5 protein-coding genes are annotated in these 4,149 nt (G+C 65.5%); 4 read left to right on the top strand and 1 reads right to left on the bottom strand.

Annotated features, from left to right (window positions below; translation table 11 throughout):
• Positions 1-109 precede the first annotated feature (109 nt).
• The 4 genes from ACFQ7Q_RS37785 (at position 110) to ACFQ7Q_RS37770 (ending at position 3,208) form a co-directional block, all read left to right on the top strand.
• Positions 110-1,027: an ISL3 family transposase gene (locus ACFQ7Q_RS37785; RefSeq protein ID WP_383563692.1), complete on the top strand. Its 918-nt coding sequence runs from the start codon at positions 110-112 to the stop codon at positions 1,025-1,027.
• Positions 933-1,679, top strand: a complete 747-nt coding sequence (locus ACFQ7Q_RS37780; RefSeq protein ID WP_383563697.1) for a transposase — start codon at positions 933-935, stop codon at positions 1,677-1,679. The genes ACFQ7Q_RS37785 and ACFQ7Q_RS37780 overlap by 95 nt, the downstream gene beginning before the upstream one ends.
• Before the next feature lie 50 nt (positions 1,680-1,729).
• Positions 1,730-2,209: a DUF6193 family natural product biosynthesis protein gene (locus ACFQ7Q_RS37775; RefSeq protein WP_383563689.1), complete on the top strand. Its 480-nt coding sequence runs from the start codon at positions 1,730-1,732 to the stop codon at positions 2,207-2,209.
• A 132-nt stretch (positions 2,210-2,341) separates the two neighbouring features.
• Entirely contained in the window at positions 2,342-3,208 is an 867-nt protein-coding gene (locus tag ACFQ7Q_RS37770; protein WP_383563686.1) for a hypothetical protein, read from the top strand.
• Here the strand turns inward: ACFQ7Q_RS37770 and ACFQ7Q_RS37765 are convergent.
• A protein-coding gene (locus ACFQ7Q_RS37765; RefSeq protein ID WP_383563694.1) for an IS5 family transposase occupies positions 3,167-4,085 on the bottom strand; the annotation gives its coding sequence in 2 pieces (ribosomal slippage) (positions 3,167-3,472 and positions 3,474-4,085; 918 coding nt in all). The two genes, ACFQ7Q_RS37770 and ACFQ7Q_RS37765, sit on opposite strands and share 42 nt — an antisense overlap.
• Positions 4,086-4,149: the final 64 nt, after the last annotated feature.

Genomic DNA, 4,149 nt, shown 5'->3' with positions numbered 1-4,149 from the left:
CGTTTTCAAGGCTCTGACCGGAGTTCCGTGAAATCCCAGGTCAGGAGCCGTGTGAGGGAACGTTCCGGCAGGGCATGTCTCGCTGGTGGGGGTTTGCTCGCTGGACGATGTGCTGTTCCCGAACGTCGATGTGCGGTTGGAAGCCGTGGAGCTCACGGCCGAGGTGTTGGTGGTGGCAGCGGCCGCGTGCGGTCCGCCGCCCAGATGCCCAGGGTGCCGTGCCCGGGCTCGGCGGGTGCATTCCTGCTATGAGCGATGTCTTGCCGAGCGGCCGTTGTCTGGGAAGAAGTTGCTGGTCAGGCTTCGGGTCCGGCGGTTCTTCTGTGACCGTGCTGGGTGCCGGCGACGGACGTTCGTCGAGCAGGTCGGCGGGTTGAGCGAGCGGTATCGCCGCTCCAGTCGCGGGCTGAAGGCCTGGCTCCGTCAGGTCGCGGTCGAGCTTGGTGGGCGGGCCGGCGAACGGCTGTGCCGCCGCATGCACCTCGCCGCCGGACGCACGCGACTGCTTGAACTGCTGGATCCTCCGACGGTGCCGGAACGAGCCCCGCGGGTTCTCGGTGTCGACGAGTTCGCCTTCCGCAGGTGCCGCACCTACGGAACCATCCTCGTCGACCTGGAGGCCGGCCACGTCGTGGATGTTCTGCCCGACCGTACCTCCGAGACCTTCACCGCCTGGCTGCGTGAGCATCCCGGCGCCGAGATCATCTGCCGCGACCGGGCCTCGGCCTACACTCGCGCGATCAAGGAGGCGGCGCCCGACGCCGTGGAAGTCGCCGACCGCTGGCACCTGCTCCAAAACCTCGCCGCCGCAGTGGAGAAGACCTGCCACCAGCACCGCGCCTGCCTGCGCAAACGCGTCGATGAGGTGACCAGCCGCATTCCGGAGGCACCGCCGCTGATGCATCCCGCTCCACGAACTACCGCGGACGCCGATCACCGACCAAACCCGGCACCGCCACGCCGACGTTCAAAAGCTTGCCGCCGCGGGCTGGACCATCAGCGCCATCGCCCGCCGTCTCCACCTTGACCGCAAGACTGTCCGGCGCTTCCGCGACACCGACCTCGACCAGCTCCTGGCCTCGGCGAACGAACGCCAGCCGGCCGGAGTCCTGGATCCGTTCAAGCCGTACCTGAACACGCGCTTCACCGAAAGCCTCGGCCAGGTCAGTGGCAGCCGCCTCTTCCTGGAGATCTGCGAACGTGGCTATCGCGGCAGCCGCCAGGTCGTTCGGAAACACCTGGCCGCCCTCCGCGCTGGGTACGCCGAACCTATCCGCGCGGACATTCCCAGCCCTCGCAAGATCACCAGCTGGATCATGCGGCCGCAGGACACGCTTCCACCCGAACTCGAACGCCGCCTGCTCGAAGTGCGGATCGCCTGCCCGGACATCGCCCGCGCCTGCGACCTCGCCCGAGCCTTCGCCGAGATCCTCCGACACCGACGTGGATTTCTGCTGACCGAGTGGATCCGCCAGGCCGAGCTGGATGCCCCGAAGCCGTTGAGCGGCTTCGCGGGCTTCCTTCGGCAGGACCTCGACGCCGTCGCTGCTGGCCTCACCCTTCACTGGAGCTCAGGCATTGTCGAAGGCCACGTCAACAGAGTCAAATCACTCAAGAGGGCAATGTACGGACGGGCTTCCTTCGATCCTCTTCGGACCCGAATCCTCATCACGCCGTGATCGTTGCCATGAGAGCACCGGTTTCAGGCTCCGGCCACGACACTATGGGCGTGGACGCGAACGACGAGACATCCGATCAACAGCCGGCCCTGCCTCCCAGACCAGTTCTGCCAGACATGGCCGCAGCACGCAGTCGCGGGCCAGTTGACGCCATCGAGGCTCATTGGCAGTCGCTACGGCTCGCGTGGCAGTGGAGCCACGCAGTACACCAGCTCCGCGCGCCCGGGCGCCCATATCCGGGCATCGTCCCACTGCTGGAGGCCGCTGCCGCTCAACCACGACTCCGGCGGTTGCACCCGTTCACCAGCCACTTCGCCCTGCTCTTCAGCAGCTCCACCAGTTACCCGTGGACTGTGCAGGCCGGATCGATCGAGCCCTTGCACAACGGACGGTTCAAGGTTCGCCAGCGTAATCCCTTCGCTGTGATCGGTGAAGTCAACACCGCCGAAGAGGCTGTGACTCTAGTGCTTAAACTCCTGCCTACCGGCTCTGATCCCGTCATCACGGACTCTGAGGACAAGCGCGTGTGACGAGGTGTGGCCACGCGTTTCGACACCAGCACCCTGAGGCTTCTACTCAAGATCAATCACGGAACTCCGGTCAGAGCCGTTTTCAAGAATCGCCATCATCACGCCGTCGTGTGCCACGGATACACAAACCACATGCGCGACTACGAGATCTTCGTCCGCGATCCGGCGGATCGGAGCGCAGAGAACGAGCTGCCTCACCGACGATACCTGTTCCGATACTGCACCGGAGCCCTGTGCTTTCCCGCAATGTCGCCCGAGACGTGGAAGCGCTCTTTGCATGACTCTTGGATCGGCCAGGAGGGCCGGAACCCCGATGCAGTTCCTGAGGATTCCGCCTCGAGCGTGGCGTGGCTTCGCTTTCCATGCGCGGAGGTGCGTCCGCCTTCGAACGCGGCTCGCCGTTGGACGGAGGCGCTGGGGATCGAAATTCCACGACGTCTTCCTCAGACCGCGTTTGAGATCTCATTGGGTGGCCAGCAGGCCGGGCAGTCATCGCTCGTTGTCACAGGCCGCGTCTACGGTTCGCCCATGAGCGTTCCCGAGGTCATCCCGATCAGACACGAGCCTGACTACCGCACGAGCACCATCGGCCGGTGGCAAGGCGGCCAGTTCTTCGCTTCGGTCACTGCGACCTTCCCCGAGGGCTGGAGTGGCGACGACTGGCAGTCCCAGAAGCGTTGGTGCGCGGTGCTCCATCAGTTCGACGGCGCTGGCCGGCACCTGGACTCGCGCATCCAGTTCACCGGCACCACGGCGGACGGCGAAAAGAAGGCGATTGCTGCCGCACTCCAGCTGCTGGGTGAGTGGCTGGACGCTCTTCCCGAGCGGCAGTACCAGGACATTGCGATCGCACCCTTCGCCGTCCTGTTCGAGGGAGCCCTGTTCGGCCTGGTCCTAGAGGAAGACAAGGAGGACGAGGAGGGCAACGGTGTGTGGGCCGAGTTTTATCCCGACGGCCTAGGCTTCAACGCGCCTTGGGATGGCCAATACGACACCTGAGCCCGACCTGACGAGAGGTCGCCGACCGCTGCGGACCGCTGCTCGACCCCTGGCCAGCCGACGTACCATCTCGCCGATCATCGCCCAGCGGATCATCGTCTCCGCACGCTTTGGACTGGTCTCGTAGTCCCGTGCGAGGCGCCGGTGGGCGGTGAGCCACGAGAAGGTCCGTTCGACAGCCCAACGATTGGGCTGGACTTGGAAGCCGCGCTGAGCGGGACCCTTACGGACGATCTCCAGCTCGCGACCGAGATTGGAAGCACTCCAGTCGACGAGCCGACCCGGCGAAGCCCTGGTCCGCCCAGACTTTCTGCACACTCGGGTGATCGAGCCGGGTCCACAGAAGGGGGCGTCGGGCACCGTCACGGTCCTGGACGTTCGCCGCGACGACGTGGACGGCCAGGAATAAGCCGAGGGTGTCGGTGACAATGAACCTCTTGCGGCCCTTGACCTTCTTGCCCGCGTCAAAGCCCCTGGTGGAGGCCGGAACGGTGTCGGCGGTGCGGACGGATTGCGAGTCGATCAGGCCCGCGCTTGGCTCTGCTTTGCGGCCGTCGGCTTCACGGACCTTGCCGCGCAAGGCGTCGTGGATGCGCTCGACGGTGCCGTCGTCGTGCCACCAAGTGAAGTACCAGTACACGGTCGGCCAGGGCGCGAAGTCCTTCGGAAGCTGCCGCCATGCGCATCCGGTCCGCACGACGTAGAAGATCGCGTCCACGATCCGCCTCCGCGGGTGCTTCTCCCGCCGTCCGCCCTTCGGCCCCACCCGCGCCGGTGGCAGTAACGGCTCCACCAACGCCCACTGCTCGTCGGTCAGATCCGACGGATACCCACCCCCGGAACCACTCCACGAAAGGCTCAACGACCGTCTCGACACCGAGGCACGGCAGATCTCAAACACGGTCTCAGCTTGTTCTTTATCTACCAAGATCTTCCAGGCT

Origin of the sequence: Streptomyces sp. NPDC056527 (assembly GCF_042794475.1) — a bacterium.
Taxonomy (GTDB): Bacteria; Actinomycetota; Actinomycetes; order Streptomycetales; family Streptomycetaceae; genus Streptomyces.
Note: the sequence above shows the minus strand (reverse complement) of the source record. Positions and strands in the feature narration are given on the sequence as shown.